The organism is Streptomyces sp. NPDC088157 (genome assembly GCF_044741545.1).
Taxonomy (GTDB): Bacteria; Actinomycetota; Actinomycetes; order Streptomycetales; family Streptomycetaceae; genus Streptomyces.
On sequence record NZ_JBIUSU010000001.1, the window covers coordinates 85,794 to 110,066 of the forward strand.

Consider the following 24,273-nt stretch of genomic DNA (forward strand, 5'->3'; position numbering starts at 1 on the left):
ACTGACCTGCGTGAAAAAGCCCAGGGGGTTCCGGTTACGCCTCCAGCCGGGCACTGTGAGAGGAACGGTTCCTCAGCAGTGCCTCTCGGCAGGCGGTGACACGCGCATGGACGAGCTCCGTTTCGACGCCGGACGGATCTGTCTCGACCTGCTCGCGACGGCGCACCCCCTCGAACGGCTCGACGCCGTCGCGCCGTTGTGCGCGTGGATCCGCGGCCGCGGACTCGTCCCGCCGGACACCCCGCTCACCCACGCCGACCCCTCCTGGCCGCCGGCCTTCCGCGAACTGCGGCGGAACACCGGGCGGTTGGTGCACGGGTGGCTCGCCCGGAACGACACCGGGTCGTACGACCTCGCCCTGGCCCGCGTCAACGACGCCGCCCGGGCCGCGCCCCCGGCCCCCCGTGCGGTGCTGGGCGAGGACGGCGGGTTCGTCCGGGAGTTGGCCGGACCGCCGGCGTGTGCCGCGCTGCTGGCCGCCGTGGCCCGGGACGCGGTGGAGCTGCTCACCGATCCCGTCGCCCGGGCGGGGCTTCGGCAGTGCGCCGGCGACAACTGCCCGATCGTGTACGTGGACATGTCCCGGGGCCGCCGGCGGCGCTGGTGTTCCAGCGAGGTCTGCGGGAACCGGGAGCGGGTGGCGCGGCACCGCCGACGGGCGGCACTCGCGTCCCGGCCGTAACTCCCCTGTCTGGTATGCGGCTTTCGTAGAGGCATCGGAGAGCGACCGTCGAAGTGATTTCGATTACACGCCGTTTACCTGAGCCGTCGGCCGGGCAGTCGGCGAGATCTTGTCGGTGTGGCGGAAATGTAAAGAAAAAGCGGTGGGAATGTGCCGCCATGTCCCCCTCGTCATGACACCCCGAAGAAAAATGTCTGCGTGGTTTGAACACGCAACACCCCGCCTGCGTACCCGTCGTCGAGCGACCGACTGGGGGATCCCCCGGACACCGGAGGTGGGCGTGCGCAAGGATGCGGCCGTGGCCAATGAACGTGGATCGAGGGCCCGACATCGCATGTCCCAGCCCTCGGAACCTGACGAGGAGCTGATGCGTGCTCTGTATCGGGAGCATGCCGGACCCCTGCTTGCGTATGTCCTGCGCCTGGTTGCCGGAGACCGGCAGCGCGCCGAGGACGTCGTGCAGGAGACGCTCATCCGTGCCTGGAAGAACGCCGGTCAGCTCAATCGTGCGACCGGATCTGTACGCCCCTGGCTGGTGACGGTCGCACGCCGCATCGTCATCGACGGCCACCGCAGCCGGCAGGCCCGGCCGCAGGAGGTCGACCCGTCGCCGCTGGAGGTCATTCCTGCGGAGGACGAGATCGACAAGGCGCTGTGGCTGATGACGCTGTCCGACGCGCTCGACGACCTGACCCCGGCCCACCGGGAGGTGCTCGTCGAGACGTACTTCAAGGGGCGTACCGTCAACGAGGCGGCCGAGACGCTGGGCATCCCCAGCGGCACCGTGCGCTCACGGGTCTTCTATGCCCTGCGGTCGATGAAGCTGGCTCTGGAGGAGCGGGGGGTGACGGCGTGATGAGCGTTTACGGGGGATTCGGAGCAGGTGGTTCGGGTATGTCTGGACCCATGCAGGGATCTACGGGATCTCCGAGCCCGAGCGAACACGAGACCGTCGGCGCCTACGCCCTCGGCATCCTCGACGACGCCGAAGCAACCGCTTTCGAGATGCATCTCGCAGGCTGCGAGTGGTGCGCCCAGCAGCTCGACGAGCTCGCCGGCATGGAACCCATGCTGGCCGCCCTCGCGGACCTGCCGGGCACCGGCACCCCCGCGATCGGCGAGTCCCTGTCCGCCCGCCCCGGCCCGCGCCTCGCGGAACGGCTGGTCGACGAGGTCTCCGAGCGCCGTGCGGCCAAGCGCCGCCGGTCCTTCTTCCTGGTGGCGGCCGCGGCCGCGCTGATCATCGGCGGTCCGCTCACCGTGCTGGCGGCGACCGGCGGCGACAGCGGGACCAAGGACGTCCAGGCGGGCTCCACCAAGTCCGCGAACTCCGCCAAGGACTCCTTCGACGCGCTCGGCGACCGGGTCTCCGCGACCGACTCCGCCAGCAAGGTCTCCGCGACCGTCGCCATGGGCGACAAGACGTGGGGCACGGAGATCGGCGTCGAGCTGAAGAACGTGAAGGGCCCCGAGAAGTGCTCGCTCATCGCCGTCGGCAAGAACGGCGAGCGCGAGACGGTCTCCTCCTGGTCGGTGCCGGAGTGGGGATACGGCCTCCCCGACGCCAAGACCGAGCAGGCCAAGAACCCGCTCTACGTCGCGGGCGGCGCCGCCTTCAAGACCAATGAGATCGACCACTTCGAGGTCATGACCTTCGACGGCAAGAAGCTCGTCCAGATCGACGCGTAACTTCCTCCAGCGGGCCCCCTTGCCGTACGGTTGACGGCTGCCCAGCACGTCAGAAGGGGGCCCGGTGGCCGTTCAGGCACAGCAGGAAACCGCGGTCGGATCGGTTCACGAAACCGCGCCGGATTCGGTACGGGACCGAGAGATCAGCATCGAACAGGAACACCTCGACCGGGTGTACCGACGCCTCGAGGAGAAGATCCACGAGGCCGAGTTCCTCATGAACGACGCGGCCAAACGCGGCCAGGTCGGCACGCCCGGCGCCCTCGCGGAACGGGACGCGCAGGTGTTCCGCGCGGGCGTCCACCTCAACCGGCTCAACAACGAGTTCGAGGACTTCTTGTTCGGGCGGATCGACCTGCTCCTCGGCAAGGACGGCAAGAAGGGCCCGGACGGCGCCTACACCGCCGTGGAGCCCGCCGAAGGGGCCGTCCGTCCCGACAACACCGCCGACATCGCCGAAACGCTCCACATCGGCCGCATCGGCGTACTCGACACCGACTACGCCCCGCTGGTCATCGACTGGCGGGCGCCGGCCGCGGCCCCCTTCTACCGGTCCACACCGGTGGACCCGGGACGGGTCGTACGGCGCCGGGTGATCCGCTCGAAGGGGCGTCGCGTCCTCGGCGTCGAGGACGACCTGATGCGTCCCGAGCTGAAGGCGGTCCTGGACGGCGACGAACTGCCCGTCATCGGCGACGGCGCCCTCATGGCCGCCCTCGGGCAGGCCCGCAGCCACACCATGCGCGACATCGTCGCCTCCATCCAGGCCGAGCAGGACCTGGTCATCCGCGCCCCCGCCGCCTCCGTGACCTACGTCGAGGGCGGCCCGGGCACCGGAAAGACCGCCGTCGCGCTGCACCGGGCCGCCTACCTGCTCTACCAGGACCGGCGCCGGTACGCGGGCGGCATCCTGATCGTCTCGCCCACGCCCCTGCTGGTGGCGTACACCGAGGGTGTGCTGCCCTCGCTCGGCGAGGAGGGGCAGGTCGCCATCCGTGCCATCGGCTCCCTGGTCGACGGCGCCGAGGCCACCCTGTACGACTCCCCGGCGGTGGCCCGGGCCAAGGGGTCGTACCGGATGCTGAAGGTGCTCCGCAAGGCGGCGCGCGGCGCGCTGGAGAACGGCGGCCGGGCCATGACCCAGCCGACCCTCGACGAGCCCGACGAGGCCCCCGCGCCGTCGGGTACGCCCTCCCGGCTGCGGGTCGTCGCCTTCGGCCGCCGCCTGGAGCTGGAGGCCGCCGACCTGGACCGCGTCCGGGAGAGCGCGCTCAGCGGCACCGCCCCCGTGAACCTGCTGCGCCCCCGCGCCCGCAAGCTGCTCCTGGACGCCCTGTGGGAGCGCTCCGGAGCGGCCGGCCGGCACAGCGACCCGGAGCTCGCGGCCGAGCTGCGCTCCTCCTTCGACGAGGACGTGACCACCGAGGACTCGTTCATCGCCTTCCTCGACGCCTGGTGGCCCGAGCTGACGCCGCAGGCGGTCCTCACGGCCATGGCCGACGAGCGGCGGCTCGGCCGCTGGGCCCGGCGCATCCTCAACCCGGGCGAGGTCCGCAAGGTCGCCCGTGCCCTCAAGCGGGACGGCCGCTCGGTGCACGACATCGCCATGCTCGACGAGCTCCAGGCGATCCTCGGCGCCCCGCTGCGCCCCCGGAAGCGGCGCGAGTTCGACCCGCTGGACCAGCTCACCGGGCTGGAGGAGCTGATGCCGGTGCGCGAGGAGACGCAGCGCGAGCGCGCCGAGCGGCTCGCCCAGGAGCGCACCGAGTACGCGCACGTCATCGTCGACGAGGCGCAGGACCTGACCCCGATGCAGTGGCGCATGGTCGGCCGCCGCGGCCGGCACGCCACCTGGACGGTCGTCGGCGACCCGGCCCAGTCCTCCTGGTCCGACCCCGACGAGGCCGCCGAGGCCCGCGACGAGGCACTCGGCAGCCGCCCGCGCCGCCGCTTCCAGCTGACCGTGAACTACCGCAACCCGGCGGAGATCGCGGAGCTGGCGGCGAAGGTGCTGGCCCTGGCGATGCCGGGCGCCGAGTCCCCGTCGGCGGTCAGGTCGACGGGTGTCGTGCCCCGCTTCGTGGCGACGAACAGGCGGCACGGCACCGCCGAGCGCGACACCCTGGCGCCGACCGTCCGCGCGGAGGCCGAACGCCTCCTGGAGCGGGTCGACGGCACCGTCGGCGTCGTCGTCGCCATGAACCGCCGCGAGGAGGCCAGACGCTGGCTCGCCGGTCTGGGCGAGCGCGTGGTGGCCCTGGGCAGCCTGGAGGCCAAGGGCCTGGAGTACGACGCGACGGTCGTCGTCTCGCCGGCGGAGATCGCGGACGAGTCACCGGCCGGCCTGCGTGTGCTGTACGTGGCCCTCACCCGGGCGACCCAGCAGCTCACGGTGGTCTCCGGCGAACGGGACGCACCCGACGCGAACGGGGTACCGGACCTCCTGAGGGACTGAAGCGCCCGCCGGGTCAGCGGGGACCGATGGAACCGATGGAACCGATGGAACCGATGGAACCGATGCGACCGATAGGACTGATGGGGCGAATGGGATCGATAGGACAGTCGGGACGGACGGGTCCGAACGGACTGTTTCCTGTGAACTCTCCGGACGGGAATGGCCTTCGGGCATCCGTTTGTTAGCCTGGTCGTGACACCGGCTCGATCCAAGCCCCCGGGCCCAACCTTCGTCGCTACGAGCGACCACTTGCCGCGAGGCGAGCATGGCGGGTCGGTGTCATGAACGACAGAGAGGCCCACATCACCTGGTGGTGTGGGCCTCTCTCATGGGCTGTGGCCACTTCATTGAGAACAAAACGATCGCAATCCCGGGCGGCTTTCACGTACTCGTCGGTAGGTGCGACGATCGGACGGCAAACCCGCGACCCAGCAGTGCAGAGGAAGTCGGCCATGGCAACGGCGCCCAGCGTCTCCTACTCGATCACGGTCCGTCTGGAGGTGCCCGCGAGCGGAACGGCGGTCTCCCAGATCACCACGGCCGTGGAGTCCCACGGAGGCTCGGTGACCGGCCTCGACGTCACCGCGTCCGGCCACGAGAAGCTCCGCATCGACGTCACCATCGCCGCCACCTCCACCGCGCACGCCGACGAGATCGTCGAGCAGCTGCGCGGCATCGAGGGCGTCACCCTCGGCAAGGTCTCCGACCGTACGTTCCTGATGCACCTCGGCGGCAAGATCGAGATGGCGTCCAAGCACCCCATCCGCAACCGTGACGACCTCTCGATGATCTACACGCCCGGCGTGGCCCGCGTCTGCATGGCGATCGCCGAGAACCCCGAGGACGCCCGCCGCCTCACCATCAAGCGCAACTCCGTTGCGGTCGTGACGGACGGCTCCGCCGTGCTGGGCCTCGGCAACATCGGCCCGAAGGCCGCGCTGCCGGTCATGGAGGGCAAGGCCGCGCTGTTCAAGCGGTTCGCCGGCATCGACGCCTGGCCGCTGTGCCTGGACACCCAGGACACCGACGCGATCGTCGAGATCGTCAAGGCCATCGCCCCCGGCTTCGCGGGCATCAACCTCGAGGACATCTCCGCCCCCCGCTGCTTCGAGATCGAGGCACGGCTGCGCGAGGCCCTCGACATCCCCGTCTTCCACGACGACCAGCACGGCACCGCCATCGTCGTCCTCGCCTCGCTCACGAACGCCCTGCGTGTCGTGAACAAGGGCATCGGCGACGTGCGGGTCGTCATGTCCGGCGCCGGCGCGGCCGGCACGGCCATCCTCAAGCTGCTGCTCGCGGCCGGCGTGAAGAACGCGGTCGTCGCCGACATCCACGGTGTCGTCCACGCGGACCGCGAGGACCTGGTCGACGCCGCCCCGGACTCGGCGCTGTGCTGGATCGCCGACAACACCAACCCCGAGGGCCTCACCGGCACCCTGAAGGAGGCCGTGCGCGGCGCGGACGTCTTCATCGGCGTCTCCGCCCCGAACGTCCTCGACGGCGACGACGTGGCCGCCATGGCCGAAGGCGGGATCGTGTTCGCGCTCGCGAACCCGGACCCCGAGGTCGACCCGGCGATCGCCCGTCAGACGGCCGCCGTCGTGGCCACCGGCCGCTCCGACTTCCCCAACCAGATCAACAACGTGCTGGTCTTCCCGGGCGTCTTCCGCGGCCTGCTGGACGCGCAGTCCCGGACCGTCAACACCGAGATGATGCTCGCGGCCGCGAAGGCCCTGGCGGACGTCGTGAGCGACGACGAGCTCAACGCGAACTACATCATCCCGAGCGTCTTCAACGACAAGGTCGCGGGCGCGGTGGCGGGTGCGGTGCGCGAGGCCGCCAAGGCGGCGGGGGCGTCGGCCTCGTAGGCTGGGCGCATCGAGGCGGGGCTGTGAGGATCGCCACGGTGGCCCCGCCACGGCGCGTCGCGGAACCTCGCGCCGCGGACAGACCTCTAGGGTTGCGCCCGCCCCAACCGCTCTTCGTGTGACTCCCAAGGGTTGTCTCACGACTCCGTGCGGGTGCCGGATTGGCTTTCCCGCCGCTGGTAGGGGCAGGATGCGTCTCTGGGCGCGTGCACAACGACTTTCGCTGTGCCCAACATGCGGCTCCGCCGCGTGGCACGCCGCAACGGCAAGAAGAACACGGGAGTAACAACATGAACCGCAGTGAGCTGGTGGCCGCGCTGGCCGACCGCGCCGAGGTGACCCGCAAGGACGCCGACGCAGTGCTGGCCGCGTTCGCCGAGGTCGTCGGCGACATCGTCTCCAAGGGCGACGAGAAGGTCACGATCCCCGGCTTCCTGACCTTCGAGCGCACCCACCGTGCCGCTCGCACCGCCCGCAACCCGCAGACCGGCGACCCGATCCAGATCCCGGCCGGCTACAGCGTCAAGGTCTCTGCGGGCTCGAAGCTCAAGGAAGCGGCCAAGGGCAAGTAAGCGCTCCTCCGGGAGCGCCGTGGGCAGCTGCGGGCCGCCGATGGCTGGTCGCGCAGTTCCCCGCGCCCCTTTTTGGGGCACGTCCGCCGAGGACGCGCAGTACGCCGATGGGGCGGCCACCCGGATCCCGGGTGGCCGCCCCATCGGCGTACTGCGACCGCGCCCTACCCGAGCGCCTTACCCGGCAGCTCGACCTTCGCGCCGAGCTCGACGAGCTTCTCCATGAAGTTCTCGTAGCCGCGGTTGATGAGGTCGATGCCGTGGACCCGCGAGGTGCCCTGGGCCGCGAGGGCGGCGATCAGGTACGAGAAGCCGCCGCGGAGGTCGGGGATGACCAGGTCGGCGCCCTGGAGCTTCGTGGGGCCCGACACGACCGCCGAGTGCAGGAAGTTGCGCTGCCCGAAGCGGCAGTCGGAGCCGCCGAGGCACTCGCGGTACAGCTGGATGTGGGCGCCCATCTGGTTGAGCGCGGAGGTGAAGCCCAGACGGGACTCGTAGACCGTCTCGTGGATGATCGACAGGCCCGTGGCCTGCGTCAGCGCGACGACCAGCGGCTGCTGCCAGTCCGTCTGGAAACCGGGGTGGACGTCCGTCTCCAGCGCGATCGACTTCAGCTGGCCGCCCGGGTGCCAGAAGCGGATGCCCTCGTCGTCGATCTCGAAGGCGCCGCCCACCTTCCGGTAGGTGTTCAGGAACGTCATCATCGAGCGCTGCTGGGCGCCGCGGACGTAGATGTTGCCCTCGGTCGCCAGCGCCGCGGACGCCCAGGAGGCGGCCTCCAGACGGTCCGACAGGGCCGCGTGGTTGTAGCCGCCGAGCTTGTCGACACCGGTGATGCGGATCGTGCGGTCGGTGTCCATCGCGATGATGGCACCCATCTTCTGGAGCACGCAGATGAGATCCTCGATCTCCGGCTCCACGGCCGCGTTCGCGAGCTCGGTGACGCCCTCCGCCAGGACGGCCGTCAGCAGCACCTGCTCGGTCGCGCCGACCGACGGGTACGGCAGCACGATCTTCGTGCCGCGCAGCCGCTGCGGGGCCTCCAGGTACTGACCGTCCTCCCGCTTCTCGATCTTCGCGCCGAACTGCCGCAGCACGTCGAAGTGGAAGTCGATGGGCCGGCCGCCGATGTCGCAGCCGCCCAGGCCGGGGATGAACGCGTGCCCGAGTCGGTGCAGGAGGGGGCCGCAGAACAGGATCGGGATCCGGCTCGAACCCGCGTGGGCGTCGATGTCGGCGACGTTGGCGCTCTCCACGTAGGTCGGGTCGAGCACCAGCTCGCCCGGCTCCTCACCCGGACGGACCGTCACGCCGTGCAGTTGCAGCAGGCCGCGTACGACCCGCACGTCACGGATGTCCGGAACGTTGCGCAGCCGACTCGGCTCACTGCCCAGCAGGGCGGCGACCATGGCCTTGGGTACGAGGTTCTTCGCACCACGGACACGGATCTCGCCCTCGAGCGGGGTTCCGCCGTGGACAAGCAGTACGTCGTCAGAGCCGTTGACGGTCATGTATCTCGCGTTCCATGGATGGTGGATTGGGGCAGGGGCCTTGGTGTCGGAGGCAGGGCCAGATGAGACAGAGTAATCGCCGTCGCCCCCTGTCCTGTAAGCCCAAGGACGGCCCAGGAACGTCATAGCTGTGTCACAACACGAACCGTTCACCGTCGGGCACGTGGGGTCACCATGGGCCGCTGGAAGTGTTCGTGCGCCCGAATCGCATCCGTGCGCCCGACCTGCCCTCACCCCGGTCCCCCTGATTGCCTCCCCACTCCGCGGGAAGATGCGGGATCATGTCTGGCATGACCGAGGTGTCCTCGCTCACAGGACGGCTGCTCGTGGCAACGCCGGCCCTGGCGGACCCGAACTTCGACCGTGCGGTGGTGCTTCTCCTCGACCACGACGAGGAGGGCTCCCTCGGTGTCGTCCTCAACCGGCCCACGCCGGTGGGCGTGAGCGACATCCTGGAGGGCTGGGCGGACCTCACCGGTGAACCCGGCGTCGTCTTCCAGGGCGGCCCGGTCTCCCTGGACTCGGCCCTCGGGGTCGCCGTCATCCCGGGCGGCGCGGCCGTCAACGGCACCCCGCTCGGCTGGCGCCGGGTGCACGGCGCGATCGGCCTCGTCGATCTGGAGGCCCCGCCGGAACTCCTGGCCTCGGCCCTCGGCTCCCTCAGGATCTTCGCCGGATACGCCGGCTGGGGCCCCGGCCAGCTGGAGGACGAGCTGGGGGAGGGCGCCTGGTACGTCGTGGAGTCCGAGCCCGGCGACGTCTCCTCCCCGTCCCCCGAGAGACTCTGGCGCGAGGTCCTGCGCCGCCAGCGCAACGAACTGGCGATGGTGGCGACGTATCCGGACGACGCTTCGCTCAACTGACGGGAGTGGGCGGCACAGGGCGGTGGTCGGCCGGGACAGCCGGCGGGCGGCCCAGCCGGAACTGCGGATTCGTTGATCACGCGGACCGGAACAGCTCCCGCAACATCCGCGCGAGAGCGTGGGGGTTGTGGCGAGGCGGGGCGCGATCAGTGGCCTCTGCCCCACCACGGAAGCCTCCGGACGGGGCTGGACGCAAGCGATGTGCCACAGCCGGTGGCGCCCGTTGTGCCAGCGCGGGAGCCATAGTCCCGAGCAGTTGATTACCCTTGGCGCCATGAGCACTCTTGAGCCTGAGACCCAGCCCCAGCGAGGCACTGGGACGGGAACCCTCGTAGAGCCGACGCCGCAGGTGTCGCACGGCGACGGGGACCACGAGCGCTACGCCCACTACGTCCAGAAGGACAAGATCATGGCGAGCGCCCTCGACGGGACGCCCGTCGTGGCGCTGTGCGGCAAGGTCTGGGTACCGGGCCGCGACCCGAAGAAGTACCCCGTGTGCCCCATGTGCAAGGAGATCTTCGAGTCCATGGCGGGCGGCGGCGACGACAAGGGCAAGGGCGGCGACAAGAAGTAGCCCTACGCACTTTCCGGGGCCCCCGGGGCGCGATGTGACGCGCCCCGGGGGCCTTTGACGTCTCCGCCCGCTGCTGCCCCTCCTGCCGTCCTGCCTCTCCTGCCCCTGTTGCGCGTCCTGCTCCTCCCGCTCGGCTGTCCCGGCTGTCCCGGCTGTCCCGGCTGTCCCGGCTGTCCCGGCTGTCCCGGCGTCCCGGCGTCCCGGCTGTCCCGGCCGTCCCGGCGGTCCCGGCGGTCCCACTGGTCCTGGTGGTCCCGGCCGTTCCGCTCGCCCCGTCCCGTTCGGCCTGCCCTGTCGTGTTCCGGCGCCTTTGTCGTTGCACGGAGTGCGTCAGGTGGTCACAGAGTGGTTGAGACCTCTTGTGGGCGTGTTCATGCAGTCCCTAACCTCCGATGTGTTGTGCAGAGCGAAACAGTCATTGCATATGTTGCAACGCTCGGAGGACTGCTCCATGAAGCTCCCCACCCGGCTGGCCGTGCTCGCGGCCGCCGCCCTGGTCGCCAGCGCCTGCGCCCCCCAGACATCCGACAACTCCTCTTCCGGCACGGACGACAGGACGGGCACCCTGCGCGTCTGGCTCTTCCAGGAGGTCGGCAACAAGCCCAAGGAACAGGTCGTCGACTCGGTCGTCGCCGCCTTCGAGAAGGCCCACAAGGGCGCGAAGGTCGACGTCGAGTACATCCCGGTCGACACCCGCGCCCAGCGCGTCAAGGCCGCCTTCAACGACCCGAAGTCCGCTCCCGACGTGATCGAGTACGGCAACACCGACACGGCCGGCTACGTCCACGACGGCGGGCTCCTCGACGTCACCGAGGACTTCCGCGACTGGCCCGAGGCCAAGGAGACCGACCCCACCGCCGAGCAGTCCGTCACCGTCGACGGCAAGCTCTACGGCGCCCCCTTCTACGTCGGCGTCCGCGCCCTGTACTACCGCACGGACGTCTTCGAGGAACTCGGTCTGGCAGTCCCGAAGACCATGGCCGAGCTGGCGACGACCGCCCGCGAGATCCGCGCCGCGAAGCCCGAGCTGTACGGCCTGGTCGTCGGCGGCGCCTACACCTACGGTGCGATGCCCTTCGTGTGGGCCAACGGCGGCGACCTCGCCACCGGCAAGAGCGGCTCCTACGCCTCCGGCCTCGACAGCGCGGCCGCCCGGAAGGGCATCACCGCGTACACGTCCCTCTTCTCCGACGACAACTGTCCCCCCGCCAAGTGCGCGGGCATGGGCGGCAACGACACCATCACCGCGTTCGCCGCGGGCAAGGCGGGCATGGCGATCGGCGGCGACTTCAGCCACACGGCCGTGGAGGCCGGCGAGGTGAAGGGCGAGTACGCCGTCGTACCACTGCCGGGGGTGACGTCCGGGTCGATCGCGCCGGCCTTCGCGGGCGGCAACAACATCGGCGTGCTGAAGAGCACCTCGCACCGCACCCTCGCCGTCCAGCTGATGGAGGCCCTCGCCTCGAAGAGGACCCAGGCCTCGCTGTTCGACGCGATGGGCTTCCTGCCCACCTTCACGGACGTCCGCGACCAGGTCGCCGCGAAGGAACCCTTCGTGAAGCCCTTCGTGCAGACCCTGACCGCGGGGACGAAGTTCGTGCCCGCCTCGCCCGCCTGGTCGCAGATCGACTCGTCCCTGGTCCTGCCGACGATGTTCCAGGAGGTCATCAGCGGCAAGAAGGACGTGGCGGCGGCCTCGGCGGAGGCGGCGAAGAAGATGGACGCGGCGTTCGGCTCCGCCGGGTGACGCCGCTGACGCCCGATGGCTCGGGGGTCGAGGTTCGTGGGCGACTGCGGATCGGCCGCGGCCGGTCGCGCAGTTCCCCGCGCCCCTTGGCGGGCAGCGGCGGGCGGGGTCCGACGACTCCCTGGCTGTATCTCGCCCCGGCTCTCGTCGTCCTTGCCGCGCTGCTCGCCTACCCGGTCTACCAGCTCGGTCTGATCTCCCTCTTCCGGTACACCCAGGCCCAGGTCAGCGGTGGTGAACCCACCGTCTTCCGGGGCTTCGGCAACTACGCGGACGTCTTCTCCGACGACCAGTTCTGGCAGGTTCTCCTGTCGACGGTCGTCTTCGCGGCGGCCTGCGTGGTCTCCACGCTCGCCGTCGGCTGCGCGCTCGCCGTGCTGCTCACGCGTGTGCGTGCCGTGCCCCGGCTCGCGCTGATGCTGGCCGCGATGGGCGCCTGGGCGACCCCGGCGGTCACCGGCTCCACGGTCTGGCTGTTCCTGTTCGACCCCGACTTCGGCCCGGTGAACCGGGTCCTCGGCCTCGGCGACCACTCATGGACGTACGGCCGCCACAGCGCCTTCCTCCTCGTCCTGCTCGAAGTGGTGTGGTGCTCCTTCCCGTTCGTGATGGTCACCGTCTACGCCGGGATCCGCGCCGTGCCGTCCGAGGTCCTGGAGGCGGCCGCCCTGGACGGCGCCTCGCAGTGGCGGATCTGGCGGTCCGTGCTGGCCCCGATGCTGCGGCCGATCCTCGTGGTCGTCACCATCCAGTCGGTCATCTGGGACTTCAAGGTCTTCACGCAGATCTATGTGATGACGAACGGCGGCGGCATCGCAGGCCAGAACCTCGTCCTGAACGTCTACGCCTACCAACAGGCCTTCGCCTCCTCGCAGTACGGCCTCGGCGCGGCGATCGGCGTCGTGATGCTGCTGATCCTGCTCGCCGTGACGCTGGTGTACCTGCGGCTGCTGCGCCGTCAGGGGGAGGAACTGTGAGGAGAGCAGGCGTGCGAGGAGGAACCGTGGGCCCGTTGCGGGGCCTGGTGGCCCGTCCGTGGCGGTTCGCCGCCGAGGCCTGCGCGCTGCTGGTCGCGGCCGTCGTCGCCTTCCCGCTCTACTGGATGGTGCTGAGCGCCTTCAAACCGGCCGGGGAGATCCGGTCGGCCGAGCCGCGGCCGTGGACGCTCGCGCCCTCTGCGGATTCCTTCCGGCGCGTCTTCGGGCAGCAGGAATTCGGCCGGTACTTCCTCAACAGCCTTGTCGTCGCGGGCGCGGTGGTGATCTTCTCCGGGGTGATCGCGTTTCTCGCCGCGACCGCCGTGACGCGATTCCGGTTCCGCTTCCGGACCACCCTGCTGATCATGTTCCTGGTGGCCCAGATGGTGCCCGTGGAGGCGCTGACGATCCCCTTGTTCTTCCTCATGCGGGACTTCGGTCAGTTGAACACCCTGGGATCCCTGATCCTGCCGCACATCGCCTTCTCGCTGCCCTTCGCGATCTGGATGCTGAGAGGGTTCGTGAAAGCGGTTCCGGAGGCGCTGGAGGAGGCCGCGTACCTCGACGGGGCGAGCCGCACGCGCTTTCTGTGGCAGATCCTTTTCCCGCTCGTCCTGCCGGGCCTGGTGGCCACGAGCGTGTTTTCCTTCATCTCCGCCTGGAACGACTTCCTGTTCGCCAAGTCCTTCATCATCAGCGACACCTCGCAGTCGACCCTGCCGATGGCCCTGCTGGTCTTCTACAAGCCGGACGACCCGGACTGGGGCGGCGTGATGGCGGGCTCCACGGTCATGACGATTCCGGTTCTGGTGTTCTTCGTACTCGTACAGCGACGACTGGTCTCCGGGCTGGGCGGAGCGGTAAAGGACTGACATGACTTCACTGATTCCGATGCCGCGCCGCATCGTCGCCGGCGCCGGCGAGGTACGGCTGGCGGGCCACTCCCGGCTCCGCGCCGGTACCGCGACGGAGGGCGTCGCACGATGGCTGCGCGCCGTCCTCTGGCAGGCGACCGGACTGCCGCTGCCCGAGGGGCCGCGGCCCGACGGCGCCGACGGCGACGGCGCCGACGGCGACGGCATCGACGGCGACGGCATCGACGGCGACGGCATCGACGGCGACGACATCGCGCTCCGACTCGCCCCCGGGCTGGGCCCCGAGGAGTACCGCCTCGTCAGCGACCGGACCGGCGTCCTCATCGAGGGCGGCAGCGCGGCCGGTGTCTTCCGGGGCGCCCAGACCCTGCGGCAACTCCTCGGTCCCGACGCGTACCGCAGGGCCCCGCTCGGCGGCGACCGCACGTGGGCCGTGCCGCACGTCACGATCGAGGACGCCCCACGATTCCCCTGGCGCGGCCTGATGCTCGACGTCGCCCGGCACTTCATGCCCAAGGACGGCGTGCTGCGTTACCTGGACCTGATGGCGGCGCACAAACTCAACGTCTTCCACTTCCATCTGACGGACGATCAGGGCTGGCGGATCGAGATCAGGAGGCACCCCCGGCTGACCGAGGTGGGTTCCTGGCGGGCGCGCACGAAATTCGGCCACGGCGCCTCACCGCTCTGGGAGGAGAAGCCGCACGGCGGCTTCTACACGCAGGACGACATCCGGGAGATCGTCGCGTACGCCGCCGAGCGGCATATCACCGTCGTTCCCGAAATCGACGTGCCCGGCCACTCGCAGGCCGCGATCGCCGCCTATCCGGAACTCGGCAACACCGACGTCGTCACCGCGTCCGGCGAGGGGGGCGCCGCCCTCTCCGTGTGGGACAGCTGGGGCATCAGTCCCCACGTCCTCGCCCCCTCCGACAACACCCTGCGCTTCTACGAGGGCGTCTTCGAGGAAGTGCTGGAACTGTTCCCCTCGGAGTTCATTCACGTCGGGGGTGACGAATGCCTCAAGGACCAGTGGCGGCAGTCGCCGGCCGTGCAGGCCCGCATCGGGGAACTCGGACTCGAGGACGAGGACCAGCTCCAGTCCTGGTTCATCGGGCACTTCGACACGTGGCTCTCCGCGCGCGGGCGTCGGCTCATCGGCTGGGACGAGATCCTGGAGGGCGGGCTCGCGGACGGTGCGGCCGTGTCGTCCTGGCGTGGTTACGCGGGCGGGATCGCCGCCGCGCGGGCCGGGCACGACGTGGTGATGTGCCCGTCGCAGCAGGTGTACCTGGACCACCGGCAGGACGGCGGCGCGGACGAGCCCGTGCCGATCGGGTTCGTGCGCACCCTGGAGGACGTCTACCGGTTCGAGCCCGTTCCCGCGGAGTTGACGCCCGAGGAGGCGGGGCATGTGCTCGGCACGCAGGCCAACCTGTGGACCGAGGTGATGGAGGACCACGCGCGCGTGGACTATCAGGCCTTCCCGCGGCTCGCCGCCTTCGCCGAGGTCGCCTGGAGCTCCCTGCCCGCACCGGAGGACCGGGACTTCGCCGACTTCGAGCGGCGGATGGAGGCCCACTACGGGCGGCTCGACGCGCTGGGCGTCGGCTACCGTCCGCCGGCCGGGCCGAGGCCGTGGCAGCGGCGGCCCGGTGTCCTGGGACAGCCGGTCGACGGCCCGCCCCCGAACCGGTGAGGGCGCGCGTCACGGATAAAACCCGTCAGGGTCACCGAAGAGTGGCAATTCACGCGCACCGGTGATGCCGTACGAAAACGGACCATCTCCAGGGTGAGGTGGGCGAATGCCTCCTAGCGGACCCCCGCGTTCGGGTGTTGCGAAGATGTGCCAGAGTTGCCACGTCCGCCCTGTCAGCACGTACCGTACGGCAGCACAGGTGGGACCAGGTGGGGCAGCGGGAAGGGGCAGCCGGTTTTGACCACGCACGCACCGCAGGCGGGGCAGGCCGTCACGCTGCCCACGACTCTGGACGAGGCCGTGGCGGCGCTGGCCGCCATGCCCGCCGCCGTGCCCGTGGCCGGCGGCACCGATCTGATGGCCGCCGTCAACTCCGGGCAGCTCAGGCCCACCGGGCTGGTCGGTCTCGGCCGCATCAGCGAGATCCGCGGCTGGCAGTACCAGGACGGCCACGCGCTGCTCGGCGCCGGACTCACGCACGCGCGCATGGGCCGCCCCGACTTCGCCGCCCTGATCCCGGCGCTCGCCGCCGCCGCGCGCGCCGCGGGCCCGCCGCAGATCCGCAACGCGGGCACGCTGGGCGGCAACATCGCCTCGGCCGCTCCCACGGGCGACGCGCTGCCCGTGCTGGCCGCGCTGGAGGCGACCCTGATCATCGCGGGCCCGGGCGGAGCCCGCCGTGAGATGCCGGTGTCGCACCTGCTGGCCGGCATGGAGATGCTGCGCGGCGGTGAACTCATCGGGTACGTGCGCGTGCCGCTGCTGCACGCCCCGCAGATCTTCCTGAAGGCGACCGGCCGCACCGGCCCGGGCCGTGCGGCGGCCTCCGTGGCGCTGGTCCTCGACCCCGCCCGGCGCGGCGTCAGGTGCGCCGTCGGAGCCATAGCGCCGATGCCGCTGCGCCCGCTGGAGGCCGAGCAGTGGGTCGCCCGGCTCATCGACTGGGACAACAACCGCACGATCGTCCCGGAGGCCCTGACCGCCTTCGGGGAGTACGTCGCCGCCGCCTGCATCCCCGATTCGGTGCCGGGCGTGGACGGCTCCGTGGCGGAACTCCCGCCCGCCGTACTGCACCTGCGGCGCACCGTCGCCGCGCTGGCCCGACGAGCACTGGGGAGGGCGCTGTCGTGACCGACGACCAGCACGGACCCGGACACGGACCCGGTCCGGAAGAGGGGCAGGGCCAGGGCGCGCCGCAGGGCGGCGGCCGCTGGGACCCGCTGCCCCAGGGGGACTACGACGACGGCGCGACCGCCTTCGTGAAGCTCCCCGAGGGCGGCATCGACGCCCTCCTGGCCGCCCGCGGCGACAGCCCGCTCGCCGCGCCGGGCCACGGGTACGTGCCGCCGCAGATAGCTGCGACACCCCCCACGGACGGCAGCGGAGCCTGGGCGGCCCCGGCCGGCGGCTCCGACTGGCCCGCCCCGCAGGGCACCCCGCAGACGGTCGGCGACGACCGCTTCTCGTACCACCCGGGCGGGACCGGCCAGTGGGCCTTCGAGGACACCTCGGCGGCGCAGGGCGCACCGCGGTCCGCGTCCGGCCACGACGTGACGGGCCAGTGGTCGATCCCCGTCGTGGGCGGCGACCTGCCCGACGAGTCGGGCGAGTTCACCGCTTCGGCCCTGGTCGAGCAGTGGGGCGGCACGCCCCCGGCCACCCTGCCCGGCGGCGCGGCCGCGCCCTGGGCGACGGGCCCGGCGGACCACGGGACGGCGGAGCAGACGTGGGGTCAGCCCGTCGGCGAGGCCGACGCGGCCGTGCGGCCGGCGACGGACATGCCCGTGTTCGGGCACGCGCCGGAGCACGGCGCGCCGACCGCGGACCTCGACGGGCGTCACCCCGACGCCGAGCACACCGGGCAGCACACACCCCCGTCCGGGACGTACGCCCCGGAAGTCTCCGCCGAGGCCTACACGGTGGCCCCGAGCGGCCCTCCGGAGGCGGCCCGGCGAGACGCTCAGCGGGCCGCTGAGGCCGAGGGGGACCTCGAAACCGCCCGGGGCGCCGAACGCGCCCACGAGGCCGCTCACGAGGCCGCAGAGGCCGCCCACGGGCCCGCCGAGCCGACCGTCGAACGCGCCGCCGCACACGGAAGCGCGGACGGCCCGGCGGAGCCGCACGAGGACCGGACCGCCTCGGACACCCCGCGCGATCCCGGGGCGGACACGGCCCCCGCCTCCCCGGATTCCGCCGAGGCCGCCGAGGCTGAGCCGGCCGAGGAGACGGACGACGCCCCGGCGCCGTTCCACGAGGAACACCCCCTCGCCGGCTACGTCCTGCGCGTCAACGGCTCCGACCGCCCCGTCACCGACGCCTGGATCGGCGAGTCGCTGCTCTACGTCCTGCGTGAACGGCTCGGCCTCGCGGGCGCCAAGGACGGCTGCTCGCAGGGCGAGTGCGGGGCCTGCAACGTCCAGGTGGACGGGCGGCTCGTCGCCTCCTGCCTGGTCCCGGCCGTCACCACCGCCGGCAGCGAGATCCGTACCGTCGAGGGCCTGGCCGTCGACGGGCAGCCCTCGGACGTACAGCGGGCGCTCGCCCGGTGCGGGGCCGTGCAGTGCGGCTTCTGCGTGCCGGGCATGGCGATGACCGTGCACGACCTGCTGGAGGGCAACCCGGCGCCGTCGGAACTGGAGACCCGCCAGGCCCTGTGCGGCAACCTGTGCCGCTGCTCCGGCTACCGGGGCGTCCTGCGGGCCGTCAAGGACGTCGTCGCGGAACGCGAGGCGCACGCCGCCGCCGACTCCGAGACGGACGGCGACGAAGCACGTATCCCGCACCAGGCCGGACCGGGCGCCGGGGGCGTCCACTCGTCGGCGTTCGAGAACCCCGCACAACCCCACCCGCACGACCCGGCATACGGACAGGGCCAGGACGGAGGTCAGGCGTGAGCAACGACGCAGCCACGGCGACGCCCGTGGATCCCGCCCCGGCTCCCGAGGCGATCCCGCACGGCCTCGGCGCCTCCCTGCAGCCCGCCGACGCGCGCGCCAAGACGGAGGGCACCTTCCCGTACGCGGCCGACCTGTGGGCCGAGGGCCTGCTGTGGGCGGCCGTGCTGCGCTCACCGCACCCGCACGCGCGCATCGTGTCCATCGACACGTCACACGCGCGTGAGATGCCCGGCGTACGGGCCGTCGTCACCCACGAGGACGTCCCCGGCCGCGCCCTGCACGGCCGCGGCAAGGCCGACCGCCCGGTGTTCGCCTCCGACGTCGTACGCCACCACGGCGAGCCCATCGCGGCCGTCGCCGCCGACCACCCGGACACCGCGCGGATGGCCGCCGCGGCCGTCATCGTCGAGTACGAGGTGCTCGACCCGGTGATCGATCCCGAGCAGGCCTTCGAGGCGGAGGCGCTGCACCCCGACGGCAACCTGATCCGGCACATCCCGCTGCACCACGGCGACCCCGCCGCGGCCGGCGAGATCGTCGTCGAGGGCCAGTACCGCATCGGCCGCGCCGACCCCGCCCCGATCGGCGCCGAGGCCGGCCTCGCCGTGCCCCGTCCCGACGGCGGCGTGGAGCTCTACCTCGCCTCCACCGACCCGCACACCGACCGGGACACGGCCGCCGCCTGCTACGGCCTCGAACCCGAACGGGTGAAGATCGTCGTCACAGGTGTGCCCGGCGCCACCGCCGACCGCGAGGACCAGGGCTTCCAGCTCCCGCTCGGCCTGCTCGCGCTGAAGACCGGCTGCCCGGTGAAACTCACCGCCACGCGCGAGGAGTCCTTCCTCGGCCACGCCCACAGACATCCGACGCTGCTGCGCTACCGCCACCACGCCGACCTCGAGGGACGGCTGGTCAAGGTCGAGGCGCAGATCCTGCTGGACGCGGGCGCCTACGCCGACACCTCCGCCGAGGCGCTGGCCGCCGCCGTGTCCTTCGCCTGCGGCCCCTATGTCGTCCCGAACGCCTTCATCGAGGGCTGGGCGGTCCGCACGAACAACCCGCCGTCGGGCCATGTGCGCGGCGAGGGCGCGATGCAGGTGTGCGCCGCCTACGAGGCGCAGATGGACAAACTGGCGAAGAAGCTCGGCATCGACCCGGCGGAGCTGCGGCTGCGCAACGCCATGGCGACCGGGGACGTCCTGCCGACCGGCCAGACGGTGACCTGCCCGGCCCCCGTGGCCGAACTCCTCCAGGCCGTCCAGGAGTTCCCCCTCCCGGCGCTCCCCAAGGACACGCCGGAGGAGGACTGGCTGCTGCCCGGTGGCCCCGAGGGCGCGGGCGAACCGGGCGCGGTGCGCCGCGGCGTGGGCTACGGCCTCGGCATGGTGCACATGCTGGGCGCCGAGGGCGCCGACGAGGTCTCCACGGCGACCGTGAAGGTCCAGGACGGGGTCGCGACGGTCCTGTGCGCGGCGGTGGAGACCGGCCAGGGCTTCACGACGCTGGCCCGCCAGATCGTCCAGGAGACGCTGGGCGTCGACGAGGTGCACGTGGCCCCCGTGGACACCGACCAGCCCCCCGCGGGCCCCGGCTGCCGGGGCCGCCACACGTGGGTCTCGGGCGGCGCGGTGGAGCGCGCGGCGAAGATGGTCCGCACCCAGCTGCTCCAGCCGCTGGCGCACAAGTTCGGCATGTCCACGGAACTGCTGCAGATCACCGACGGCAAGATCACCTCGTACGACGGCGTCCTGTCGACGACCGTCACGGAGGAGTTGCACGGCAAGGAGCTGTGGGCGACGGCACAGTGCCGCCCGCACCCGACCGAGCCGCTGGACGCCGCCGGCCAGGGCGACGCCTTCGTCGGCCTCGCCTTCTGCGCGATCCGCGCGGTCGTGGACGTCGACATCGAGCTCGGGTCGGTGCGGGTCGTGGAACTCGCGGTCGCCCAGGACGTCGGCCGGATTCTCAACCCGGCGCAGCTCACCGCCCGCATCGAGGCCGGGGTGACGCAGGGCGTCGGCATCGCGCTCACCGAGAACCTCCGCACCCCGAGGGGCCTGATCCGCCACCCCGACCTCACCGGCTACGCGCTGCCCACGGCCCTGGACGCCCCGGACATCCGGATCGTCAAGCTGGTCGAGGAACGTGACGTGGTCGCCCCGTTCGGTGCGAAGGCCGCCAGCGCCGTCCCGGTGGTGACCTCGCCGGCGGCGATCGCCTCCGCCGTGCGGGCCGCGACGGGCCGCCCGGTGAACCGGCTGCCGATAAGGCCCCAGGCGGCGGTGGTGACGGACCGGTGAGCGGGCCGGAGCCGGATTCCCGGCAGTACGAGCCCCCGCCGAGCGTGGGCAAGTTGCTGGGCTGGATCCTGCTGTTCGTGGTGGCGGCGGTGGTCGTGGTGCTCGGCGGCGTGTATCTCACCTGAGAGGTGATCGGGCCCGAAAGGGAACTCGCGAGGCCGCCCCGGCGTCTGTCAGTGCGGGACCGGTGTCGGGTGTGCTGGGTGCTGTCGCTGGTCAGAGCCGTTGTCAGTGGTGCCGCGTAGGCTGCGGAGCAGTGGGACGGCGCACGCAACTTTCCGCACGGGGGACCCGATGGGCACGACCAGGACCACCACCGCCACGACGACGATCACCTTCACCGAGGACGAGCTGAACCCGTACGTCACGCACGCCCCGACGCGCCGCTGGCTCACCGGTCCCGGACTCCCCGGACTGCCGGGCGACGGCGCCCTGTTGACGTTCGAGGCGCTGCGCACCGACGGCCTGCGCACGGTCGCGGACTCCACCGGCGACCCCGACGGCCGCCTGGCGGCGGAGCTGCGCGACCGGCTGGTGATAGGCGGGCTCCTGGGCGCCGACGGCCGGGAGACGGAGTCCGTCCTGCTCGACGGCATGACGGGCGAGATCTCCACGACGTACTTCCTGCACGACCGCCCCGACCTGATGGGCCTCCGCCCGCTCGCGCCCTCCCTGGAGAAGCTGGTGCGCTTCGCGACGGCGGTCGACGAACTGGCGGCCCTGCGCGGCCAGTTCGCCTGCTACGCGGGCCGGCTCGGACCGAAGGCGGTGGCAGAGGCGTCGCGGCAGCTGCTGGCCGTCTTCGAGGAGGGCGCGAAGGGCACGGACGGCGCGTCCGGCACCTTCTGGAAACTGGCCGCGGTGATCCGCCCGCTGGCCCTGGTGGCCGGCCCGGGCACGACGTCCGGCCTGGCCCTGGACCTGCCGGTGCGTCTCCTGGACGAGGAGTTCGGCTCCGGTGAGGTCGTCCGCTTCGAGGACGTCGACTGCCCGCAGGTGCTCACGCACGCCCCGACCCGCCGCTTCCTGCGCGAGGTGGGCCTGCCCGAGGAGGTCGTCTGGTTCTCGCTGGAGACGGACATGCCGCTCCAGACCCTCGCCGAGTACTACGCGGAGGACCGCGCCGGCGTCCTCACCGAGGAGCGGCTGCCCGCGAACGCCGACCGCCTGATCCGTCTCGGACACCTCCTCGAGGACACCAGTCTGGTCGTCGACGGCGCCACGGGCGCGGTGCTGAGCTGGAGCGAGCCGGACCTCGGCCTGCGCCCGCTCAACGCCGACATCTCGACCCTGGCGTTCACCTTCTGGCTGATACGCCGTGAGCGGGCCCTGGACGCGGTGCACGAGCTCACCGAGGCCTACGACCAGTTGGCCGAGACGATGTGCCGCACCCTGGCCGCCGTCGACCGGGTCGCCTGCGACCCGACCCCGGTCCCGGCCGTCCCGACGGACGACGGCCGGCGGTACTGGCCGGACGTCTTCGAGGACGAGGCAGGCGGAGGCCTGTACGCGTAGCCCCGCGCCCGCGCCGGGCGTAGCCCCGCGCCCGCGCCGACGGCGTCACGCTCCGGCCGGATCCGGACCACGCCGACCGGAGCGCGCACCATCACCGCAACGACCACGGGCCAGTACGCAGGGGCGGAAGCGGCCCTGTAGGGCCCTGTAGGGCCTGCGTGGCCAACGCGTGCCGGCCGCCACTGGAGCGTGCAGAAGAGGGCGGCACCCCGCGGGGGTGCCGCCCTCTTCGTTCTGCCTGGTCGGGCCAGTCAGAGGCCGTGGCGGGAATTGAACCCACGTACCTCGCTTTGCAGGCGAGTCCCTAAGCCACTCGGGCACACGGCCAGGTCGGGATCGGGGAGTCGGGCCCCGTTCCGAACTTGGTAGGTCGACCGTACGGGCGGGTTCGGGAGGGGCCAAGGGGAACCGCGGGGCTGCAACGGGACTGCCACACGCCGTTCATGAAACGGGGGCCCGGCGCGGTGGTCCTACGACCTACGTCCCGTCGCGGACCCGCCTTCCGACAGGGGTCAATGTCGGTGGTGGACCTTACGCTGGCGACCATGGCTGCCCTCGACCCCAGCGACAGCCGTGTCAGCGACGCCCATGTCACTGACCCGGGTGTCACCGACGACGTTCCGACCTCCGCCGCCGTGGAGCATGAGGGCGACACCCTCCTCGGGCGTTCCTATCGGGCCCTCAGCATCGGGATCGTCTCCGTCGTGCTGCTCATCGCCTTCGAGGCGACCGCCGTGGGCACCGCCATGCCGGTGGCGGCGCGCGAGCTCGACGGGGTCTCGCTGTACGCGTTCGCGTTCTCCGGGTACTTCACCACCAGCCTCTTCGGGATGGTGTTCGCCGGGCAGTGGTCGGACCGGCGCGGGCCGCTGGGGTCCTTGAGCGTGGGCATCGCGGCCTTCGCCGCCGGGCTGCTCCTCTCCGGGAGCGCCGGGAGCATGTGGGTGTTCATCCTCGGGCGGGCCGTGCAGGGGCTGGGCGGGGGGCTGGTGATCGTCGCCCTGTACGTCGTCGTCGGGCGGGCCTATCCGGAGCGGCTGCGGCCCGCGATCATGGCCGCGTTCGCCGCCTGCTGGGTCGTGCCGTCGGTGGTCGGGCCGCTGGCCGCCGGTGCGGTGACCGAGCGGCTGGGGTGGCGGTGGGTCTTCCTCGGGATACCCGTCCTCGTCGTGCTGCCGCTCGCGCTCGCGCTGCCCCGGATCCGGCAGCGGGCGGCCGGCCCGGTGGCGGGCACGGCCGTGGCCGCCTTCGACCGGCGCCGGATCCGGCTCGCCCTCGGGATCTCCCTCGGCGCCGGGCTGCTCCAGTACGCCGCCCAGGATCTGCGGCCGGTCTCCCTCCTGACCGCCGCCGCGGGAGGCGCGCTGCTCGTGCCCGCCGTGCTCGGGCTGCTGCCACGCGGCACGTGGCGGGCGGCCCGCGGGCTGCCCTCCGTCGTGCTGCTGCGCGGGGTGGCCGCGGGGTCCTTCATCGCCGCCGAGTCCTTCGTGCCGCTGATGCTCGTGACCGAGCGGGGACTCAGCCCGACCCTCGCCGGGTTCTCGCTCGCCGCCGGCGGGGCGACCTGGGCGCTGGGGTCGTGGGTGCAGTCGCGGCCGTGGGCGACGCCGTACCGGGAGCGGCTGATGGCTCTGGGGATGGTGCTGGCGGCCGCCGCCATCGCCACCGCGCCCAGCGTCCTGATCCATTCCGTGCCCGTCTGGACCCTGGCCGTCGCCTGGGGCTTCGGGTGCCTGGGGATGGGGCTGGTGATCTCCTCGAGCAGCGTGCTGCTGTTGCAGCTGTCCGCGCCCGAGGAGGCCGGGACCAACTCCGCCGCCCTCCAGATCTCGGACGGGCTGTCCAACGTGCTGCTGCTGGCCGCCGGTGGCGCCGCCTTCGCGGCGCTCGGCGGCGGGAGCGTGACCCACACGGCGGCGGCGACGGCGTCCGGCGGTTCGCATCCGGCCGCCTTCGCCGCCGTCTTCCTGCCGATGGCGGCCGTCGCGCTGTTCGGGGCGTGGGTGACCACCCGGTTGCGGACCAGAGCGAGATGACACCGCGTGG

19 protein-coding genes and 1 tRNA gene are annotated in these 24,273 nt (G+C 71.9%); 18 read left to right on the forward strand and 2 right to left on the reverse strand.

The window, feature by feature from the left end:
* The first annotated feature begins 106 nt into the window (after window positions 1–106).
* From ACIPFH_RS00320 to ACIPFH_RS00345, 6 genes are all read left to right on the forward strand, one after another.
* Entirely contained in the window at window positions 107–682 is a 576-nt protein-coding gene (locus ACIPFH_RS00320; protein WP_401821592.1) for an ABATE domain-containing protein, read from the forward strand.
* Between the two features lie 334 nt (window positions 683–1,016).
* Window positions 1,017–1,538, forward strand: coding sequence for a sigma-70 family RNA polymerase sigma factor (locus tag ACIPFH_RS00325; RefSeq protein ID WP_010039908.1), 522 nt, complete (start codon window positions 1,017–1,019; stop codon window positions 1,536–1,538).
* 50 nt (window positions 1,539–1,588) lie between these two features.
* Window positions 1,589–2,371 (forward strand): anti-sigma factor family protein, encoded by a 783-nt coding sequence (locus ACIPFH_RS00330; RefSeq protein ID WP_401821594.1) that lies wholly within the window; start codon window positions 1,589–1,591, stop codon window positions 2,369–2,371.
* A gap of 64 nt (window positions 2,372–2,435) precedes the next feature.
* Window positions 2,436–4,826, forward strand: a complete 2,391-nt coding sequence (locus ACIPFH_RS00335) for a HelD family protein (protein ID WP_401821596.1) — start codon at window positions 2,436–2,438, stop codon at window positions 4,824–4,826.
* A 452-nt stretch (window positions 4,827–5,278) separates the two neighbouring features.
* Window positions 5,279–6,697 carry an NAD-dependent malic enzyme gene (locus ACIPFH_RS00340; RefSeq protein ID WP_401821597.1) on the forward strand — a complete coding sequence of 473 codons (1,419 nt, stop codon included), beginning with the start codon at window positions 5,279–5,281 and terminating at the stop codon, window positions 6,695–6,697.
* A 290-nt stretch (window positions 6,698–6,987) separates the two neighbouring features.
* Window positions 6,988–7,269, forward strand: coding sequence for an HU family DNA-binding protein (locus ACIPFH_RS00345; protein WP_004000874.1), 282 nt, complete (start codon window positions 6,988–6,990; stop codon window positions 7,267–7,269).
* Between the two features lie 164 nt (window positions 7,270–7,433).
* Here the strand turns inward: ACIPFH_RS00345 and murA are convergent, their stop codons facing one another.
* Window positions 7,434–8,780 carry a UDP-N-acetylglucosamine 1-carboxyvinyltransferase gene (gene murA / locus ACIPFH_RS00350; protein ID WP_356261093.1) on the reverse strand — a complete coding sequence of 449 codons (1,347 nt, stop codon included), beginning with the start codon at window positions 8,778–8,780 and terminating at the stop codon, window positions 7,434–7,436.
* 290 nt (window positions 8,781–9,070) lie between these two features.
* Between murA and ACIPFH_RS00355 the strand changes: the two genes are divergently transcribed.
* From ACIPFH_RS00355 to ACIPFH_RS00405, 11 genes are all read left to right on the forward strand, one after another.
* Window positions 9,071–9,643, forward strand: coding sequence for a YqgE/AlgH family protein (locus tag ACIPFH_RS00355; protein ID WP_356261089.1), 573 nt, complete (start codon window positions 9,071–9,073; stop codon window positions 9,641–9,643).
* Between the two features lie 274 nt (window positions 9,644–9,917).
* Entirely contained in the window at window positions 9,918–10,217 is a 300-nt protein-coding gene (locus tag ACIPFH_RS00360) for a DUF3039 domain-containing protein (RefSeq protein WP_078616040.1), read from the forward strand.
* A gap of 451 nt (window positions 10,218–10,668) precedes the next feature.
* A complete protein-coding gene (locus tag ACIPFH_RS00365; RefSeq protein ID WP_401821601.1) occupies window positions 10,669–11,964 on the forward strand; it encodes an extracellular solute-binding protein in 1,296 nt (431 codons plus the stop codon).
* Window positions 11,965–12,014: 50 nt separating this feature from the next.
* Window positions 12,015–12,941, forward strand: coding sequence for a carbohydrate ABC transporter permease (locus tag ACIPFH_RS00370; protein WP_401823663.1), 927 nt, complete (start codon window positions 12,015–12,017; stop codon window positions 12,939–12,941).
* Between the two features lie 26 nt (window positions 12,942–12,967).
* Window positions 12,968–13,813 carry a carbohydrate ABC transporter permease gene (locus ACIPFH_RS00375; RefSeq protein ID WP_356261095.1) on the forward strand — a complete coding sequence of 282 codons (846 nt, stop codon included), beginning with the start codon at window positions 12,968–12,970 and terminating at the stop codon, window positions 13,811–13,813.
* 1 nt (window position 13,814) lies between these two features.
* Window positions 13,815–15,515, forward strand: coding sequence for a beta-N-acetylhexosaminidase (locus tag ACIPFH_RS00380; RefSeq protein WP_401821603.1), 1,701 nt, complete (start codon window positions 13,815–13,817; stop codon window positions 15,513–15,515).
* A 237-nt stretch (window positions 15,516–15,752) separates the two neighbouring features.
* Window positions 15,753–16,646, forward strand: coding sequence for an FAD binding domain-containing protein (locus ACIPFH_RS00385; RefSeq protein ID WP_401821604.1), 894 nt, complete (start codon window positions 15,753–15,755; stop codon window positions 16,644–16,646).
* Complete coding sequence (locus ACIPFH_RS00390) at window positions 16,643–18,409, forward strand: 2Fe-2S iron-sulfur cluster-binding protein (protein ID WP_401821607.1); 1,767 nt, start codon at window positions 16,643–16,645, stop codon at window positions 18,407–18,409. Before ACIPFH_RS00385 ends, ACIPFH_RS00390 begins: the two co-directional genes overlap by 4 nt.
* The gene (locus ACIPFH_RS00395) at window positions 18,406–20,712 is read left to right on the forward strand and encodes a xanthine dehydrogenase family protein molybdopterin-binding subunit (RefSeq protein WP_401821610.1); all 2,307 of its coding nucleotides are present in this window, start codon (window positions 18,406–18,408) and stop codon (window positions 20,710–20,712) included. The genes ACIPFH_RS00390 and ACIPFH_RS00395 overlap by 4 nt, the downstream gene beginning before the upstream one ends.
* Window positions 20,709–20,837, forward strand: coding sequence for a hypothetical protein (locus ACIPFH_RS00400; protein WP_356261074.1), 129 nt, complete (start codon window positions 20,709–20,711; stop codon window positions 20,835–20,837). The genes ACIPFH_RS00395 and ACIPFH_RS00400 overlap by 4 nt, the downstream gene beginning before the upstream one ends.
* 169 nt (window positions 20,838–21,006) lie before the next feature.
* Complete coding sequence (locus ACIPFH_RS00405; protein ID WP_401821612.1) at window positions 21,007–22,227, forward strand: SUKH-4 family immunity protein; 1,221 nt, start codon at window positions 21,007–21,009, stop codon at window positions 22,225–22,227.
* A gap of 255 nt (window positions 22,228–22,482) precedes the next feature.
* Here ACIPFH_RS00405 and ACIPFH_RS00410 read toward each other — a convergent pair.
* Window positions 22,483–22,554 (reverse strand) — tRNA-Cys (locus ACIPFH_RS00410).
* Between the two features lie 218 nt (window positions 22,555–22,772).
* Between ACIPFH_RS00410 and ACIPFH_RS00415 the strand changes: the two genes are divergently transcribed.
* Window positions 22,773–24,263 (forward strand): MFS transporter, encoded by a 1,491-nt coding sequence (locus ACIPFH_RS00415; protein ID WP_401821615.1) that lies wholly within the window; start codon window positions 22,773–22,775, stop codon window positions 24,261–24,263.
* Window positions 24,264–24,273 lie beyond the last annotated feature (10 nt).

What these genes read in the sequence shown, in the direction of transcription:
- ACIPFH_RS00320 (WP_401821592.1), top strand. Translation starts at nt 107, where the DNA reads ATGGACGAGCTCCGTTTCGACGCCGGACGGATCTGTCTCGACCTGCTC.
- ACIPFH_RS00325 (WP_010039908.1), top strand. Translation starts at nt 1,017, where the DNA reads ATGTCCCAGCCCTCGGAACCTGACGAGGAGCTGATGCGTGCTCTGTAT.
- ACIPFH_RS00330 (WP_401821594.1), top strand. Translation starts at nt 1,589, where the DNA reads ATGCAGGGATCTACGGGATCTCCGAGCCCGAGCGAACACGAGACCGTC.
- ACIPFH_RS00340 (WP_401821597.1), top strand. Translation starts at nt 5,279, where the DNA reads ATGGCAACGGCGCCCAGCGTCTCCTACTCGATCACGGTCCGTCTGGAG.
- ACIPFH_RS00345 (WP_004000874.1), top strand. Translation starts at nt 6,988, where the DNA reads ATGAACCGCAGTGAGCTGGTGGCCGCGCTGGCCGACCGCGCCGAGGTG.
- murA (WP_356261093.1), bottom strand. Translation starts at nt 8,780, where the DNA reads ATGACCGTCAACGGCTCTGACGACGTACTGCTTGTCCACGGCGGAACC.
- ACIPFH_RS00355 (WP_356261089.1), top strand. Translation starts at nt 9,071, where the DNA reads ATGACCGAGGTGTCCTCGCTCACAGGACGGCTGCTCGTGGCAACGCCG.
- ACIPFH_RS00360 (WP_078616040.1), top strand. Translation starts at nt 9,918, where the DNA reads ATGAGCACTCTTGAGCCTGAGACCCAGCCCCAGCGAGGCACTGGGACG.
- ACIPFH_RS00365 (WP_401821601.1), top strand. Translation starts at nt 10,669, where the DNA reads ATGAAGCTCCCCACCCGGCTGGCCGTGCTCGCGGCCGCCGCCCTGGTC.
- ACIPFH_RS00380 (WP_401821603.1), top strand. Translation starts at nt 13,815, where the DNA reads ATGACTTCACTGATTCCGATGCCGCGCCGCATCGTCGCCGGCGCCGGC.
- ACIPFH_RS00405 (WP_401821612.1), top strand. Translation starts at nt 21,007, where the DNA reads ATGGGCACGACCAGGACCACCACCGCCACGACGACGATCACCTTCACC.
- ACIPFH_RS00415 (WP_401821615.1), top strand. Translation starts at nt 22,773, where the DNA reads ATGGCTGCCCTCGACCCCAGCGACAGCCGTGTCAGCGACGCCCATGTC.